Origin of the sequence: Bacteroides pyogenes DSM 20611 = JCM 6294, from assembly GCF_000428105.1 — a bacterium.
GTDB lineage: Bacteria > Bacteroidota > Bacteroidia > Bacteroidales > Bacteroidaceae > Bacteroides > Bacteroides pyogenes.
Map to the genome: position 1 here is coordinate 1 of NZ_ATZH01000017.1, position 15,926 is coordinate 15,926.

A 15,926-nucleotide genomic window follows, 5' to 3' on the forward strand; every position below is an offset into this window, starting at 1 on the left:
GACGGAATGCGCATGCTCATCCAGGGAGAAAACGACATGCGTATGTCAAACCGTACGCACCGACTCATCAAAAATGCCCACTTCCGTTATACAGTAGCGCCGGGTGAGATAGCTGCTGATTCAGCACGCGGCATAGATCAGTCGTTGCTCAATGAGGTTGCCACATGCGATTACATCAGACATGGCTATCCCATCATCATTACAGGCCCTACTGGTACAGGTAAGAGCTGGTTAGCATCAGCTCTTGGCCACCATGCCTGCCTATGTGGATACAAGGTTCGCTACTACAATGTGATGAAACTTTTTGAGGAGCTTACAATGGCCCGTATAGAAAGTAGACTTCCCAAACTCTTCGAACGACTCTCGCAGTATGACCTGCTGATACTCGATGACTTTGCAATAAAGAAGCTAACCACAGAACAGGTAATCGACCTAATGGAAATCATAGAAGACAGACACGGAAACAAGTCTACCATCTTTGCAAGCCAGCTGCCTGTAGCAAATTGGTACGAAACTCTCGATAGTAATGTCTCTGCCGCTGATGCTATCTTGGATAGAGTAGTCAATACCGCATCTAGATTTACATTGAAAGGAGACAGTTTAAGAAAAAAACATTAACTTTGCCTCGTCAAAACTGTAACAGCATGGCCGTTTTTGCTGTAACAGTCTACTCCGTTTTTACCAGAATGCTAATATGTGATTGGAATTGGCACTTGGGTATGTTGAATGTGAGTTCCGAGAAAAAGAAAAAAAACATGATATTAAAATGGATATTTGATAGGATTGTTGCCCTGATAGGTTTGTTCTTCCTTTGGCCTGTGTTATTAATCGTAGCCATAATGGTGAAAGTAAAAATGCCGGGAGGGCCTGTATTCTTTGTACAGAAACGTGTGGGTAAAGGTGGCAAGTTATTCAACTGCCACAAGTTCCGCTCAATGACTGTAAAGCATAATGGCTCATCAGTATCTGTAGCAGGTGACAGCCGCATCACGCCTTTCGGAGCAACATTGCGTCATTATAAATTGGATGAACTTCCCGGATTATGGGATGTTCTCATCGGAAACATGAGTTTCGTGGGGCCTCGTCCTGATGTTCCTGGCTATGCTGATAAACTCGAGGGCGATGATCGTGACGTGCTGAAACTGAGACCAGGTATCACTGGTCCTGCTACATTGAAGTATCGTTTGGAAGATGAAATGATTTCTGAGTATGTGGCCAAGAAACAAGCTGAGGGTGACATGCGAGAGGCTCAAGAAATAGCTGTGGAGTATAATGACAATGTTATATATCCTGATAAGGTGCGATTGAATTGCTACTATTATCGCCACTACTCATTCATCAAAGATATAGAAATGATATTCGCTACAGTGCTTGGTAGAAAAATAAAATTTGCAGGAGAAGAATTCTAAATTGAGATTAATATAATTCAACATAATATTATGTCAGAAGAACGTAAAACAATTTATCTCTGTCTCGCTCACATGAGTGAAGAGGGATGGGAGCAAAAGTATATAAAGGAAGCTTTTGATACGAACTGGGTGGTACCCATGGGACCTAATGTGAATGCTTTCGAGCAGGATTTGGCAGAGTTTGCCAACAACAAGACGGATGGAAGTGACGCCCTCGACCGTAAGGTGGTGTGTTTGTCTGCCGGTACTGCCGCCGTACACCTTGCTTTGATTGCTTGTGGCGTACAGGCTGGTGATGAGGTATGTGTACAGAGCTTTACATTCTGTGCTTCTTCACACCCAATCACTTATCTGGGGGCAAAGCCTGTATTCGTCGGTTCTGAGAAGGAGACTTGGAATATGGATCCGGAACTGCTGGAGAAAGCCATCATCGACCGTAAGGAGAAAACCGGTAGGTATCCAAAGGCAATCGTACCGGTAGCTCTTTATGGTATGCCTTATCAGATTGATAAGATTATGGCCATTGCCGATAAGTATGGCATTCCTGTCATTGAAGATGCTGCTGAGGGGATGGGATCTCGCTTCGACGGTCAGGTGCTCGGTACATTCGGTAAGTTCGGTGTGCTCTCATTCAATGGTAATAAGATGATCACTACTTCCGGTGGTGGTGCGTTGATTTGTCGCAATGAAGAGGATGCAAACACTATCATGTGGTATGCAACCCAGGCTCGTGACGCATACCCTTACTATCAGCATACTGCTATCGGTTTCAACTACCGGATGAGTAATGTCTGTGCAGGTATCGGGCGTGGTCAGATGACTGTTCTTGAACAGCATATTGCTCACCACAAACACGTGCAGCATCTCTATGAGGAGTTGATGAGGGACATCCCTGGCATTAAGATGAACCGTCAGCCGGATGATCCTCATTATGACAGCAACTACTGGCTTTGTACCATGACTCTCGATCCTTCTTTGAAAGTGAAGGGGCAGGAGAATGCCTACAAGGAGGTGATCAAGACTGCGGTGGGGGGTGCTGCCGGTGTGATCCATGCCGTGGATTCACCAACCACAGATTGTCAGCCAAACGATAATGTGGAGGCAATGCGCGTGTTTATGTTGAGCAAGAAGGTAGAGTGCCGCCCGGTTTGGAAACCTATGCACAAGCAGCCTGTCTATGCTGATGCGCCAGTGTACACCAATGGTGTAGAGGAAGAGCTCTTCAAGATTGGTATGTGTCTCCCTGCAGGGCCTTATGTGACTGACGATGATGTGCGTTACATTGTGGAGTGTATCAAGGAAGCGATAGTGAAGTAAGATACACTGGGTTTTTCTTCTTTTTCCAATATGTCTCCTTTGGCAATATGGCATTTATTAGTATATTTGCGCCTGGTAAAATGATCGTGTAAAGCGGTAGCTCTCCGTCTTCCGATGGCTGCGGTGATATGCAAAAACTAAAGGGTGAAATAGAATTTAATATAAATTGATAATTTGAATCAAATATGAAGACAGTAAACCGAACCTTATGCGGCTTGTTGATGCTGATGTTGTTCACAGCCTGCCACTCGTACAAGAAAGTGCCTTACCTGCAAAATGTGGAGGCGTTGGACCCCGAAGCGCAAGGGGAGGAGATGTACGACGCGAAGATCATGCCGAAGGATTTGCTTACCATCGTGGTGTCGTGTACGAGCCCGGAACTGGCCGCACCTTTCAACCTGACGGTGGCGACACAGTCGAACGCGAACCTGAGTTATACGACCACGCAGCCGGTGTTGCAGCAGTATCTGGTGGACAATGAGGGGAAAATAAATTTCCCGGTGTTGGGCGAACTGTATGTGGGGGGCATGACGAAGAAGGAAACGGAACAGGTGATTGTAGACCGGCTGAAGCCGTATATGAAGGAGGTGCCGATCGTGACGGTGAGGATGGTGAACTACAAGATTTCGGTGATCGGGGAGGTGGCCCGCCCGGGGACTTTCACGATCAACAACGAGAAGGTGAACTTGCTGGAGGCGCTCGCGATGGCGGGGGATATGACGGTGTACGGAAAGCGCGACAACGTGAAGCTGATACGGGAAGACGCCGGAGGAAGACGGGAGATTGTCACGCTCGACCTGAACAGGGCGGAGACGATACTGTCGCCGTATTATTATTTGCAACAGAACGACATCGTATATGTGACGCCGAACAAGGCGAAGGCGAAGAGTTCGGATATCGGAACGAGCACGAGCCTGTGGTTCTCCGCTACCTCGATTTTGGTGTCGGTGGCGAGTTTGTTGGTTAATATCTTAAAATAAGAAGAATAGCGATTTATGAAAGAAGAAATTTCGAGGGGAAATTTGAGAGAGAAGGAGGAAGAAAATATTAATTTGCGGGAGACGCTGTTTAAGTACATCATTCACTGGCCTTGGCTGGCGGGAGCGGTGGCGGTCTGTCTGATCGCCGCTTACGCGTATCTGTACGTAACTCCGCCGGTGTATAATGTGTCGGCGACGGTGCTGATAAAGGACGATAAGAAGGGCGGAGGAAATAACGCGATGGCAGGGCTCGAAGGGCTGGGGCTGACGGGAATCATGAGCTCGTCGCAGAGCTTGGACAACGAGATGGAGGTGTTGCGTTCCAAAAGCCTGGTGAAAGAGGTGGTGGAACAGCTGAACCTTTACGTGGCTTATCGCGATGAGGATCCGTTTCCGGAGCAGGAGCTGTATCTGACGTCGCCGGTATTGATGAGCCTGACGCCGCAGGAGGCTTCCGAATTGAAGCAACCGATGGTGGTGGGGATGGTGTTGCATCCCGAAGGCGCCTTGGAGGTGAACGTGGAAGTGGGGGAGAAGAAGTATGAAAAGCGGTTCGAGAAGTTGCCTGCCGTATTCCCTACGGACGAAGGCACGCTGGCTTTTTTTGCTTCGGGCGACTCGCTGAAGAAAGAGAAGCGCTACATCACGGCGACTGTCAAGCGTCCGATGCAGGTGGCGAAAGCATATTCCACGGCTTTGAACATTGCTCCGACCTCTAAAACGACTTCGGTGGCGGTGATTTCGCTGAAAGATACGGATAAGCAACGCGGAAAGGACTTCATCAACAAGTTGGTGGAGATGTACAACCGCAACACGAACAACGATAAGAACGAGATCGCGCAGAAGACGGCGCAGTTTATCGATGAGCGCATCGGCATTATCTCGAAGGAGCTGGGGAGTACGGAGGCGAATCTGGAGGCGTTCAAGCGGAGCGCGGGGATTACCGACCTGAGCAGCGACGCGCAGATAGCATTGACGGGAAGCGCGGAATATGAGAAGAAGCGGGCGGAGAACCGTACGCAGATCAATCTGGTGCAGGACCTCCGGAAATATATGTTGCGCAACGAGTACGAGGTGTTGCCGAGCAATGTGGGGTTGCAGGACGCCGCGCTGACGGCTTCGATCGACCGCTACAACGAGATGCTGATCGAGAAAAAACGATTGTTGCGCACGTCGACGGAAGATAACCCCGCCATCGTGAACCTGAACACGAGCATTCAGGCGATGAAGGCGAATGTGCAGGCTACGCTGGACGGCACGTTGCAGGGACTGATGATTACGAGGGCCGATCTGGACAGGGAAGCGGGACGTTTCTCGCAACGCATCAGCAATGCGCCGGGACAGGAGCGGGAGCTGGTAAGCATCTCGCGCCAGCAGGAGATCAAAGCGGGATTGTACCTGATGTTGTTGCAGAAGCGGGAGGAGAACGCCATCACGCTGGCGGCTACGGCCAACAACGCGAAGGTGATCGACGAGGCGATTGCGGACGACCTGCCGGTGGCTCCGAAAAAAAGCATGATTTATCTGTTGGCTTTGATGCTGGGGCTGGCGATTCCCGTGGGAGTCATTTACCTGCTCGACCTCACGAAGTACAAGATCGAGGGACATACGGATGTGGAGAAGTTGACCTCGGTGCCTATCGTAGGGGATATCCCGTTGACGGGCGAGGGTGCCAAGCAAGGCTCCATTGCGGTGTTCGAGAACCAAAACAACATGATGAGCGAGACATTCCGCCACATCCGCACGAACTTGCAGTTTATGCTGCAAGACAAGCAGGTGATCCTGTTCACTTCGACGGTGAGCGGCGAGGGAAAATCGTTTGTTTCCTCCAACCTGGCGCTCAGCCTTTCTTATTTGGGCAAGAAGGTGGTGATCGTGGGGTTGGATATCCGCAAGCCGGGATTGAACAAAGTGTTCCGCCTCTCCACCAAGGAAAAGGGAATCACGCAGTATCTGGCGAACCCGTCGATGGATATCATGGAACTGGTGCAGCCTTCGGACGTGAGTGGCAACCTGTACATCCTGCCCGGAGGAATGGTGCCGCCCAACCCGACGGAGCTGTTGGCGCGCGAAGGCTTGGACAAGGCGATAGCTACCCTGAAAGCGAAGTTCGATTACGTGATTCTGGATACCGCGCCCATCGGCATGGTGACGGATACGTTGCTCATAGCCCGTGTGGCGGATGTGTCGGTGTATGTATGCCGTGCCGACTATACGCGCAAGGCTGAGTTCCTGCTGATCAACGATCTGGCGAAAGAACAGAAGCTGCCTAACTTGTGCACGGTAATCAACGGCATCGACCTGAGGAAGAAGAAATACGGCTATTATTACGGATACGGCAAGTACGGATATGCCCGTCATGCCGGGTACGGACAGGAGCCGGAAAGATAAGAAAAACGACCTGACGAATAGCGAAAATAATTGATAAATAAGCGGCTGATCTCTTGGGATTCAGCCGCTTATTTATTATCTTTATCGAATACTTACGAAGAAAAAATACATTCATAAGAAGAATACAAAGTTTTTTTATAATTTTGCAATTATGAATATAAGCTGGTCTGAAATAAAGCCTTATCAGGATGAATTACCTACCCACTATGCCGATAGAATAGGCAAACTATATGCTGATACGGTTAGCGCTACTTTCAAAAAAAGTAATGGTCAGTTTTTTACACCTATATCTATCGCTCACTTTATGAGCAAACAAATCGATTGTGACAAAGATTCCATTACCATATTAGATCCGGGATGCGGAACTGCTTTGTTGTCCTGTGCGGCAATTGAGAGACTGGTTTTGCAATCAAAGGTAAAACGAATAGAGCTAGTTGCATACGAAACCGATGAAAATCTTATGCCGGCATTACAAAGGGTGCTGGAATATCTAACAACATGGGGAGAGCGTCATAATGTTCGCATTGATTGTCATTCATTTTGTAAGGACTTTATTTTGTCCAATTATTCAGTTTTATATGCTGATACGATTTACGAAAAAGTAGACAATTTACAGAAATTTGATTTAATCATATCGAATCCCCCTTATTTCAAACTTTCTAAGGAAGATAAAAGGGCAAAGGCGGCTCAATGCATTATAGACGGACAACCCAATATTTATTCGATATTTATGGCTGTGTCCGCCTTACTGCTTACTGAACAAGGTCAGATGATATATATCACTCCAAGAAGTTTTACTTCGGGAAGATATTTCCGTTTGTTCCGTAATTTTTTGTTCGAGCATGTGCAGATCGACTTTATTCATCTCTTCAATACAAGGAAAGATACATTCTCAAAAGATAATGTGCTTCAGGAAACACTTATAATGAAGTGTTCCCCTAAAAAAGAAACGGATTATAATATTATATTATCATATAGCGAAGGACTTTTTGATCTAGCTGCTTCTGTAATTAGAACTGTACGGCAGAAAGAGATTATTGACCTTACTTCAAAAGAACAGATATTGCATTTGCCCGTCAATCTCCGAGACGAGAAAATTATTAAACTATTCAAGTCATGGAATGGTAACTTGAATAAATACCATATTCAGATTTCTACCGGTCCGGTAGTGGCTTTTCGGTCAAAGGAACAATTATGTGATACTGCCGAAGAGGAGACTACTTCATTATATTGGCTGCATAATGTGGTAAAAATGCTGGCAGATCATCCTGTTGTAAAAGAAGGAAAACCGCAATTTATCCGTATAAATGCAAGCTCTGTATCAACTTTATTGCCGAATAAGAATTATGTCCTTTTGCGGCGTTTTAGTTCCAAAGACGATAGTAGCCGGTTAATTGCCGCACCTTATTTTGGCAATATGACTTCTTGCGGCTACGTAGGAATAGAAAACAAACTGAATTATATTTATCGTCCTAAAGGACATTTGAATCGTATGGAGGTAATGGGAATAGCCGCTTTATTGAATAGCGATTTGTTTGATAATTATTTCAGGACATTCAACGGGAATGTAAATGTCAGTGCTACGGAACTGAGAGAAATGCCCATGCCTCCTCTTGAAGTTATTAAGAGTATTGGGAAAGACTTAATTGCCACGAATGATTATTCTATGGTGAACGTAAATAAAATTGTAAATAAATATTTCATGTAGTATGAGTAAGATAAGTGAAGCACAAGAAATATTGTCTGTATTGGGGTTACCACCCGCACAGCAGAATGAAATTTCCGCTCTGACTTTACTTGCGTCATGCGGATTGAAGGAGAAGGATAAGTGGACAGATACTACTCGCAACAGCTTAAAAATCAGTAAGGATATTATGGCGTTTGTCAATAGGAACTATAAAAAGGAACAACCGTATGCTCCTAACACACGGGAAACTTTCAGACGCCAGGTGCTTCATCAGTTTTTGTAAGCACGTATTGTAGATTACAATCCTGATAATCCGGCTTTACCGGTAAATAGCCCGAATGCCCATTATAAATTGACCGAAGAAGCTTGTGAAGTGATAAAATCATATAATACCGGAGAATGGAAAACTAAAGCTCAGAGCTTTAATAATGCTGTCGGACGATTGATTGAGGAATATGAGAAAAATCGTATGATGGAAATGATACCGGTCACCATTGAAGATGTGGAGTTTAAATTATCTCCGGGTAAGCATAATGAAATACAAGCAATGGTCATTAATGAGTTTGCCCCTCGTTTTGCGTCAGGTTCGAAGGTTCTTTATATCGGTGATACGGCCAATAAAGATCTTTATTGCAACAAGGAGCTTTTAAAAGAAATCGGCATTCCAATAACCGAACACAGCAAATTGCCTGATATTGTTATTTATGATAGCTATAAAGAGTGGCTGTTTTTAATTGAGGTGGTTACCTCACACGGTCCGGTATCTCCGAAACGTGTAATTGAGTTGGAAGATTTCACAAAAGAATGTAAAGCGGGGAAAGTGTATGTTACAGCTTTCCCTGATAAGACTGAATTTAAGAAACATGTGGCAGACATTGCATGGGAAACAGAAGTTTGGATCGCAGAAAATCCGGATCATATGATTCACTTCAATGGAGATCGGTTTATCGGACCAAGAAATTAGTTTATTGATTGGATGAGCATAGCATTTCCGGATAAGAAAAACGACCTGACGAATAGCGAAAATAATTGATAAATAAGCGGATGATCTCTTGGGATTCAGTCGCTTATTTATTATCTTTATCGGATGCTTACTGCTTACCATACAAGATTATCCCATTTTCATCATCCCAGCCAACTGCACGAAATAATCATTTGACCAAATATCAAGTTCTTTTGGATTGCGGACGAAAGGCAATACATCTTCTTTCACTTGCTTTATATCAGCTGTAGAGAGGCACTCAATGAGTTTCTCCTTAAATAACTCTGGAGTAATATTCTCATTGTTGAACTGCTTGCATCGTTCTGCCAAATGAGTAAAATCCAGCGGAACATTATGGCGTACATACCATTCAAAATCGTACCAATCACGGCCTTTAACCCTATTTTTCCATGCACGGTAGACCAATGCGTGCATCTTGCCGGCAAACAGATCGGGAAGTATAAAACAATGAGTCATAAATGAGTGTGGCAGAAGCAATAGTTTCTGTTCTGTCTTAAAGTTCAATGGTGGACAAGTATCTACTTCAATCTTTATCTTTATTGACTTCTCGGTTTGGAAAGTTACATCATACACATCAGTATTATCTTTAAGAAATGCCGATTCGACCTTTCTGAAATTCTTTTTATCTTTTTTCTTTATTTCAACCTCACGACCTACCATTGCAAAAGCATCAATGATAGCAGGAAAATATTTTGTAAAATCGAAATTGTCATCATGCGCAAGTAACGAAAAATCCATATCCTCACTGAAACGTTGCAGGCCATGAAAGATTCTTAAACAAGTACCTCCATAGAACGCTGCTGACTCAAAAAAGCCCCCAGAATAAAGTCCAGCAAGTATCACCTGTTGGTTAACTTCAAATATGGCGTTTCTTTTATGTTGCTCCGTCGTCAAGTCATAGCGGGATAGCATATTGTCAAATATCTCATTCTTCATCGTCTCAGTAATTTTAATAGTATAGAGATTGAATCAGCCTTTTTGCCAACCTTTATATAGTCTTCGAATATAGTTTCATCCATCTTATAGAACTCATCCATATCCATACGGATATCTTGTTCAAGATATATTTCCACATCTTTCATATAGCGAAGATAGACCTTTGAGGAATTGGCAATCAAATCACACAAAGCCTTTTCCGGTGATGCAATAAGAAATGCATAATCACCCTTATGCATACTCCTTACTCCTATCGAAAATGCCTCTCTTGAAATATATTTGTAGTCATAAATGCCGACTGGAGTTTGAAAGCTACGAGAGTGCTTTACTGTCATTGATTGATTAACATATACAGCCTCGGGAATAAGTCCATAATATCGTAGCGCAGTAGACATTGAAACATATGAAGGGGTATAGAGGTGATTGGCAATCAATTCACTCGATAGAATCTTTCCTGAATGTTCGGGGTTGACTACATAAAGTCCTCGCTTCAGCCTGATAATATAGCCTTGCTTCTCGAGCCAGGTTACTTTCTTGTTAGCAGACTTAAGTTCTGGATATAACGATTCAATGATTGAAGTCGTTACTGGAATAATTCCTATTTCGCTTAATTGTCTATTCATACTGCAAAAATAGAAATAATTTGAACAATAAAAGAAATATAACTTCTTTTTCTATTCAAAATATTACTATTAAAACAGTTTTATCGGATACTTACGAAGAAAAATGTTACTTCCTGCTGGTACGTAAGATTTCCAACGGCGGTTAAGATCATTTGGGATGATGGTGTCTTCAGCTTGTCTGTATCAATGGTAGAGGCAAACTTGGTGAGTGTTGCTGCATCGGCTTCAATGAATGCCCAAAACTGCCGTAGCGATGGATGGATCGACGTAGTAACGAGTGTCACGTAGAAGTGTATGCCGAATACGGACAGGAACCGGAAAGATAAGAAAAACGACCTGACGAATAGCGAAAATAATTGATAAATAAGCGGCTGATTTCTTGGGATTCAGCCGCTTATTTATTATCTTTATAGGGTAAAACCTATGGAAAAGACAGTATGGAATTGAATGATTTTGTAGTAAAATGTTATGATAAAAACGAACTGGCGAGAATGTATTTCCCCGACCTCGAAGCGGGGGTGGCGGTGAACAAGCTGAGGCGGTGGATGCGCCGGTGCGAACCGTTGATGCAGGAGATGCGCCAAACGAATTACCATCCGAAAACAAAGGCTTTCACGGCCAGAGAGGTGAGGCTGATCACCCGCTACCTGGGGGAGCCTTGAAGGTATTCGTACTCTTTCCGGGCGTCGAAGCAGGGACAGGCTTTGCGGATGTCGGCGGTGACCTGGTTGTGTCCCACGATCAGGGCATCGGGGTATTGATAGGTCAGGATGCTGAGAAGGTCGGCCAGCGCCAGCCGTTGCATGCGGGTGCGAGTGTCTGCGGGGCGTCCTTGCTCATCGAGCCCGCCTTCGTAGCAGATGCCGATGCTGTGGCGGTTGAAGCCCCGTACATGCGCTCCGGGCTCGCTCACGGGTCGGCAGTGGTGCAGCCTGCCGTCACGGGTGATGTAGAAGTGGTAGCCGATGTCGCGGAAACCTCGTGCGAGATGACTTTCACGAAGACGCTCGACAGGGAAGGGAACATTGCAGCGCGTGGCGCTGCAATGGATGACCAGTAGCTTGATCTCACGGGGGAGATATTGTTCTGCGGACTGTTTCATGGCACGAACGATTAATGGCCCATACAGGAGACTACTCCGATGGCGGAGATGATGGCTGTGGCTACTGTGATGATGAACTGGAGAATGTTTTTGACGACTTGTTTTTTCATGTTTTTTTAAGATTAAGTTTTTACTTGTGTTCTGTACTTTTCTCTTTCGCCTCGACTTTGGAGGTCAAGGCGAAGGAGAGGGATTATAATCTTCGTCGATAAAGAGGATATAGAGATAGACGGACGAAGGTTAATGCGAGAGAGAGGGATTATAATCCCGGGTCGGGAGCTTCGGAATGTCCGCTTCCGCTGCCTCCGTGCGCATTTTCACCGCTTGTTGCGGGCGGTTTCGGTTTTCCTTCCGTTTCGGCTTTGGCGTCGGGCTTGTAGAGGGTGAAGTCCATCGTCTTGCAGAGTTTGCGGAGGTCGTTTCCGGGATAAAACAGTACCCGTCCCTGTTTGATGCACGAGGTGGTGAATTCTTTTTCGGTCTTGGTGGGTGTTCCGGTTTTGATGGACATGCGGAAGTTTCCCAAGTCGCCCAGTTGCACGATGTTCCCTTCGCTCAGCACGTTCAGTATTTCGAGAAGGAATTCGCCTATGCAGCCTTCAAGTTCTCCCTTCGAGTACGACGACCGTTCGGAGATGCGTTTGCAGACGTCTTTGACGCTGACTTTGCGGCCACTTCGCGCCATGGCGTAGAACTTGGGGGCTTCCTGCGGTTTTTGCAGGTTTTTACGGGATACGACAATGTAATTTTGCATAATGATTTGTTTTTAGTTAAACATGGGTTTTGAGTACGTTGGTAATCGATTACATGGCAAAGATAGTATAGCGGGATGCGGGCGTGACGCTCAATGACGTTCATTGACGGGGTGGGAAAAAGAAAAACCGGAGACTGCGGATGGAAAAAAGTCGGCGGGCTTTGCCATCGAACACGGCGGGCTTTGAAAAAAAGGCGGCGGGCTTTGCCATCGAACACGGCGGGCTTTGAAAAAAACACGACGGGCTTTACCATCAAACACGGCGGGCTTTGTGATCCAACTCCGCAGGCTTTAAGAAAAACGTTTGAACGCATTTTCGTTTGTAATAATAGTTTACTATTTGTCGAAGGTTTTCCCCGGGACGTTCGGAGAAGCGTCCCGGGGATTTTTTGAAAATTTGAAAACGCCAAAACGTCAAAAAGTCACTATGTCCCCTTTTTTTTGCAACTTTTCATAGACTCCATGCTTTATTTTGTTGATTTTCAGTCCGTTTAACCCCTTTAGCAGCCTTGTGACAGTGCGTTTGCTCACTCGGGTGTTTGCAGCGACTTCATACGCTTCTTCGGTGGTGAAAACAGCCGGGAGATGGTTGAAGAAATCCGCATATTTGTCAGGATTATTCAAAGGTTCTGTTTTCTCGCAGGTCATGGACGAGAGCAGCAGCCGGCTGTGTTCGTAGCAGCAGAGCACGAGCTGCATCGCATGCTCGAAGTCGACGTCGGAACAGTAGATTTCGGGGGCCGTATCGAGGTTCTCGAACTGCCGTATCCGGGTTTGAATCATGCTGACACGCATCACTATGAAGGCATAGCGCTTCACCACAGCCTGCAAATCGTCGTTGCTGGCAAGCACGGTGTCTTCGAGCAGGTCGGCAAAAGTGCGGTTCAGGTGCCTCCACTGTTTGGGCGTGAAATGAAACAACAGGGGATGTTCGAGGCAGAAACGGTATAGCTCGCTGACGCGCCGGGCGAGGGGAATGAAACGGTCTTCGAGCGATTCGCTCTGGTCGCCCATCTCTTTCCAGCGGGGCGCTTCCCGGTAGGTGTAGTAGAGGATGCGGCTTGCCAGCCCGTTTTCCGAACTGTTGAGCAGGGTGGCGAGCTGTCCCGGCGTGCCTGTGAGCAGCATGGCGAGCTTGGGGTGCGAGATGCAGATGGGGCGCATGCCGTTGCTCTTGAACGAGGAGTCGATATTCTCGTGTTCGAAAGCTTTGCGCAACATATCGTCGAAGTTGCCGCAATCGAGGTGGTTGGCTGTGGAGAGCGACTGGGCTTCGGTGTCGAAGATGATGCTTCCCATGCTGCCGTTGTCTTGCATCTGCATCTGCATGCGCGTGTAGCTGGTGGTGGCGGGGATGATGAACATCTTGAAGGGCGGGCGTTCGGGTTCGGGCTGTTCCGCTTGCTCCGTCTTCTTCTTGCGCTTCCGTACGTTCGCCAGCCATGCGTCGTGCGCCTGTTCGTAGGCTTTCATCGCCCGGTCGCTCTGGCGCAGGATGTCGCGGTGCAGTTCTTCGATGAGGTAACGCCCGGTCTGCACGATACTCTTTCCGCTGCCTGCGGGGGCGATGACGACGCTGTAGAGGTGCGGCGAGTATTTCTTGTGGTTGTACACGCCGAAAGTGCAAGGCAGGGCGGCGCTGAGCGCAGTGAGGTCGGCAAGGAAAGAGATGTCGCGTTGCCTCAGGTCCTCTTCTTCCACGATGCATTCGCTGAGCATTTTGGGAAGATTTTTAAACAAATCTTCGGGAAAGAAAGGGGTTGTTTTCCGAAGTTCTTCTCCTTCCCAGTAACGTTCCGACTCGTTTTCATCGTTTGTAAAACAGTCATAGGGGCGTTTTGGCGTTTTGACGTTTTCAAAAACGTGCTTTTGGCGGGCGTTCTGTTCCTCTTTCGATTCATTAACTTTCTGATAACCAGCCGAAAGAACCCTTTTAATCTCGTTTTCGGAGAAGTCCGTACCGCTGAATCGAGGCAAAATTTCACGGAAAACGGCTTTTTCGGGATACCGTCTCCGGGAGGCTTCGCAGGCCAGTTTGAAGAGGTTGGTATGACGCATTCCGGGTGTCAGCGGATTTAAGAAAATATAGGACATCAGGAACTGCTTCAGGTCGGCTGTCGCCTCTTCTTTTTCCGGCCATTCGTCGGCGCCACCCGTTTGGGGTAGGGCAGGGCCTTCCGGGCACAGGCAAGGTTCGGCTTCGGGCAGCACGAAAGGTTCGAACCACGTGGATAGGTATCCGCCGGGCGAGTAAGTGAAATAGCAGAGGCGGCTCTCGTCTTTGCAGGCGGGATCGCTCTCCATTCCCAGCAGGCGGTCGTAATAACGGCTCACGAGGCGTTGCGCTTCGCGGTATCGGCCCTCGATGTTGTCTACGTAGGCGAACACCTTCAGTCCGTCGGTGGGGCTTTCGAGCGCGGCTACCGTGTGCGGATCGTCGGCGCAGAGGCGGATGAGCGCGTGACGGTCGGGCACATGGTCGTAGTCGAGCCCCACGATGTGGCTGGGCTTGCGGAAGTTGCGGACGGCATGCGCCCCCTCGAACGTGCCGGCGGGCGTGAAGCAGGGCAGGGCGCGCTTGAGCCGTTGCGCCGCTTCGTTGTCGCCTTCGGCGTGATACCTCCGGATGGTTTCCACAGCCGAAGCATGTACGGGTTGGATACAGTCGCTCATCACTTGCCGGAAAGAGCTCGTCCGCGGTTCGCGGGAATACACGCTTCCGTATACGGAAACGAAAATCTCATCAATAGTTTTCATAATACGATGATTTTTTTAATAATAAGGTTAAATAATTTATTCCTCACGGGAGTCCGCCCTTCCCCGCATTTGTTTGCGGGCAGGGCGTTTCCCGTTTTCCGGCGGCAAATATAAGTCGGTGATTTTTAAAAACAGTTCCGGCGTGTGGAACTGTTTTTATTTATTTTTTTATTATGGGAGGGGCTTTTTCGGGGAGGTTTTTGTGCAGAAAATCACTTGAGAATTCAGAAAAAAGATCATTCATCTCCCATGATATACGGGCAAAAGCATGAATTGCATAAAAAATCGTCCGATGAGCTTGTAAGTTTCGAAAACTTGTTTTATTTTTACATCTATATTTCGAACAAACACGCATAGACAATGGATTTTTTTCGTTACGATTCGATTTCGAAACTGGTGGTGGCTTTCATGAACGCCGACCGCCTGATTACTTATAACTATTTGGCGGACGAGCTGCATATCCGAAAAGCTACCGTGAGCGCGGCGAAGAAAGGGGGCGACCTGCACGTCGGCCAATACGTCCGTATCATTCGCCTGATGGCGGAAACTGTTCAGATAACCCTGCTTATGCCCGTGCTGGTGAGGCAGATACGCAAGGCGCTGGCAGAACACCGCAATGTGGTGGTGGGCACTGTTCCCGCCAACGAACAGGGAAAAAGCGAGCCCGACGACTGGGAAGTGATGATGAAATGGCGGGATGTTTGAAACCCGACAGAGCAAGCCTCTCACAGATAAACAACATGCCCAATGATGGTCTTTGCCATAACGGACGGACTGCCTGAGGATTGGGACATGATAATGGATAATTTGTAACCCCCGGATTAAACTTCTTTTTACCAAGAGGTAAACCTTGTCAAGAGAAAACATTACGATATAAAGAGAGAGTGTTGAGATGTTTTATATAAATAAGCTCGTGTTTTCTTTGGCGAAAACACGAAAAAACATACTTTTGTAAGGATTTGGAGCA

Annotated in this window: 15 protein-coding genes and 1 pseudogene; 10 read left to right on the top strand and 6 right to left on the bottom strand. The window is 46.9% G+C overall.

Features of this window, described 5'->3' with window-relative positions:
* The 8 genes and pseudogenes from C234_RS15850 to C234_RS17970 form a co-directional block, all read left to right on the top strand.
* Window positions 1-618: ATP-binding protein (locus C234_RS15850; protein WP_034538176.1), on the top strand; the 618-nt coding region annotated here is incomplete at its 5' end.
* Between the two features lie 137 nt (window positions 619-755).
* Window positions 756-1,409 carry a sugar transferase gene (locus C234_RS0105000; RefSeq protein ID WP_027324873.1) on the top strand — a complete coding sequence of 218 codons (654 nt, stop codon included), beginning with the start codon at window positions 756-758 and terminating at the stop codon, window positions 1,407-1,409.
* Window positions 1,410-1,439: 30 nt separating this feature from the next.
* Window positions 1,440-2,726: a DegT/DnrJ/EryC1/StrS family aminotransferase gene (locus tag C234_RS0105005; protein ID WP_027324874.1), complete on the top strand. Its 1,287-nt coding sequence runs from the start codon at window positions 1,440-1,442 to the stop codon at window positions 2,724-2,726.
* Between the two features lie 185 nt (window positions 2,727-2,911).
* Window positions 2,912-3,706, top strand: coding sequence for a polysaccharide biosynthesis/export family protein (locus C234_RS0105010; RefSeq protein WP_027324875.1), 795 nt, complete (start codon window positions 2,912-2,914; stop codon window positions 3,704-3,706).
* Window positions 3,707-3,721: 15 nt separating this feature from the next.
* Window positions 3,722-6,097, top strand: coding sequence for a GumC family protein (locus C234_RS15855; protein WP_051290161.1), 2,376 nt, complete (start codon window positions 3,722-3,724; stop codon window positions 6,095-6,097).
* Between the two features lie 151 nt (window positions 6,098-6,248).
* Complete coding sequence (locus C234_RS0105020; protein ID WP_027324876.1) at window positions 6,249-7,805, top strand: Eco57I restriction-modification methylase domain-containing protein; 1,557 nt, start codon at window positions 6,249-6,251, stop codon at window positions 7,803-7,805.
* A gap of 1 nt (window position 7,806) precedes the next feature.
* Window positions 7,807-8,220, top strand: a pseudogene (locus C234_RS17965) (BsuBI/PstI family type II restriction endonuclease); the annotation flags it as partial.
* A gap of 42 nt (window positions 8,221-8,262) precedes the next feature.
* Complete coding sequence (locus C234_RS17970; RefSeq protein ID WP_235342865.1) at window positions 8,263-8,748, top strand: BsuBI/PstI family type II restriction endonuclease; 486 nt, start codon at window positions 8,263-8,265, stop codon at window positions 8,746-8,748.
* Between the two features lie 147 nt (window positions 8,749-8,895).
* On the opposite strand, the gene C234_RS0105030 is transcribed toward C234_RS17970, so the two are convergent.
* Window positions 8,896-9,723 carry a nucleotidyl transferase AbiEii/AbiGii toxin family protein gene (locus C234_RS0105030; protein ID WP_027324877.1) on the bottom strand — a complete coding sequence of 276 codons (828 nt, stop codon included), beginning with the start codon at window positions 9,721-9,723 and terminating at the stop codon, window positions 8,896-8,898.
* Window positions 9,720-10,346 carry a type IV toxin-antitoxin system AbiEi family antitoxin domain-containing protein gene (locus tag C234_RS0105035; protein ID WP_027324878.1) on the bottom strand — a complete coding sequence of 209 codons (627 nt, stop codon included), beginning with the start codon at window positions 10,344-10,346 and terminating at the stop codon, window positions 9,720-9,722. The genes C234_RS0105030 and C234_RS0105035 overlap by 4 nt, the downstream gene beginning before the upstream one ends.
* A 437-nt stretch (window positions 10,347-10,783) precedes the next feature.
* Here C234_RS0105035 and C234_RS0105040 point away from each other — a divergent pair, with 437 nt between their 5' ends.
* Window positions 10,784-11,008 carry a DUF4248 domain-containing protein gene (locus tag C234_RS0105040; RefSeq protein ID WP_027324879.1) on the top strand — a complete coding sequence of 75 codons (225 nt, stop codon included), beginning with the start codon at window positions 10,784-10,786 and terminating at the stop codon, window positions 11,006-11,008.
* Here the strand turns inward: C234_RS0105040 and C234_RS17030 are convergent.
* From C234_RS17030 to C234_RS0105065, 4 genes are all read right to left on the bottom strand, one after another.
* Complete coding sequence (locus tag C234_RS17030) at window positions 10,990-11,448, bottom strand: N-acetylmuramoyl-L-alanine amidase (RefSeq protein WP_081688113.1); 459 nt, start codon at window positions 11,446-11,448, stop codon at window positions 10,990-10,992. The two genes, C234_RS0105040 and C234_RS17030, sit on opposite strands and share 19 nt — an antisense overlap.
* An 11-nt stretch (window positions 11,449-11,459) precedes the next feature.
* Window positions 11,460-11,558: a smalltalk protein gene (locus C234_RS17350; protein ID WP_148727201.1), complete on the bottom strand. Its 99-nt coding sequence runs from the start codon at window positions 11,556-11,558 to the stop codon at window positions 11,460-11,462.
* Between the two features lie 149 nt (window positions 11,559-11,707).
* Window positions 11,708-12,205, bottom strand: a complete 498-nt coding sequence (locus C234_RS0105055) for an HU family DNA-binding protein (RefSeq protein ID WP_027324881.1) — start codon at window positions 12,203-12,205, stop codon at window positions 11,708-11,710.
* A gap of 411 nt (window positions 12,206-12,616) precedes the next feature.
* Window positions 12,617-14,959: a DUF3987 domain-containing protein gene (locus C234_RS0105065; RefSeq protein ID WP_027324882.1), complete on the bottom strand. Its 2,343-nt coding sequence runs from the start codon at window positions 14,957-14,959 to the stop codon at window positions 12,617-12,619.
* A gap of 360 nt (window positions 14,960-15,319) precedes the next feature.
* On the opposite strand from C234_RS0105065, the gene C234_RS0105080 reads away from it, so the two are divergent.
* On the top strand, window positions 15,320-15,664 hold the full coding sequence (locus tag C234_RS0105080; RefSeq protein WP_027324883.1) for a hypothetical protein: 345 nt from the start codon (window positions 15,320-15,322) through the stop codon (window positions 15,662-15,664).
* The last annotated feature ends 262 nt before the right edge of the window (window positions 15,665-15,926 follow it).